This is a genomic window from Tessaracoccus sp. OH4464_COT-324 (genome assembly GCF_003932855.1).
Classification (GTDB): Bacteria; Actinomycetota; Actinomycetes; order Propionibacteriales; family Propionibacteriaceae; genus Arachnia.
Genome location: NZ_RQYZ01000128.1, coordinates 1 through 388, shown reverse-complemented (window position 1 = coordinate 388; position 388 = coordinate 1). Strand labels below are relative to the sequence as shown.

The following is a 388-nucleotide window of genomic DNA, read 5'->3' as shown; positions in this document are numbered from 1 at the left end:
CCCACCCGGTGGGCAGGAACCACCCGGTGGAAGCCTGACCCCCACGCCCAGAGGATGGGCCACCCCGTCTGGTGGCCCCGCAGGCGGCGGGCCCGCGAGCGGCGGGTCATCGAGTGGCGGCCCTTTCCCCGGCGGCGGGTCTGGCGCTCCGGGTTCTGCGCCTCCGGCGGCGGGTGAGGGTTCTGGGCCTGCGGCGGCGGGTGGGGATATGAGTTTCACCGCTGATCCGCCGGAGTTGGTGGAGATGGCCCGTAGGTGGGCGGCTAATTCGGATACTTCGGCCAGCGGGGCACGGATGATGCCAGCTGGGGACACTTTCGGGTTCCTGGAAGGCACCCTTGACGGTTTTCGTGACTTGTTGGGCTCGATTTCCGGTGGCTCGGGTAAG

1 protein-coding gene is annotated in these 388 nt (G+C 69.6%); it reads left to right on the top strand.

The features are described from left to right. Positions 1 to 208: 208 nt before the first annotated feature. On the top strand, positions 209 to 388 hold a 180-nt coding region (locus EII42_RS13630; protein ID WP_233558416.1), incomplete at its 3' end, for a hypothetical protein.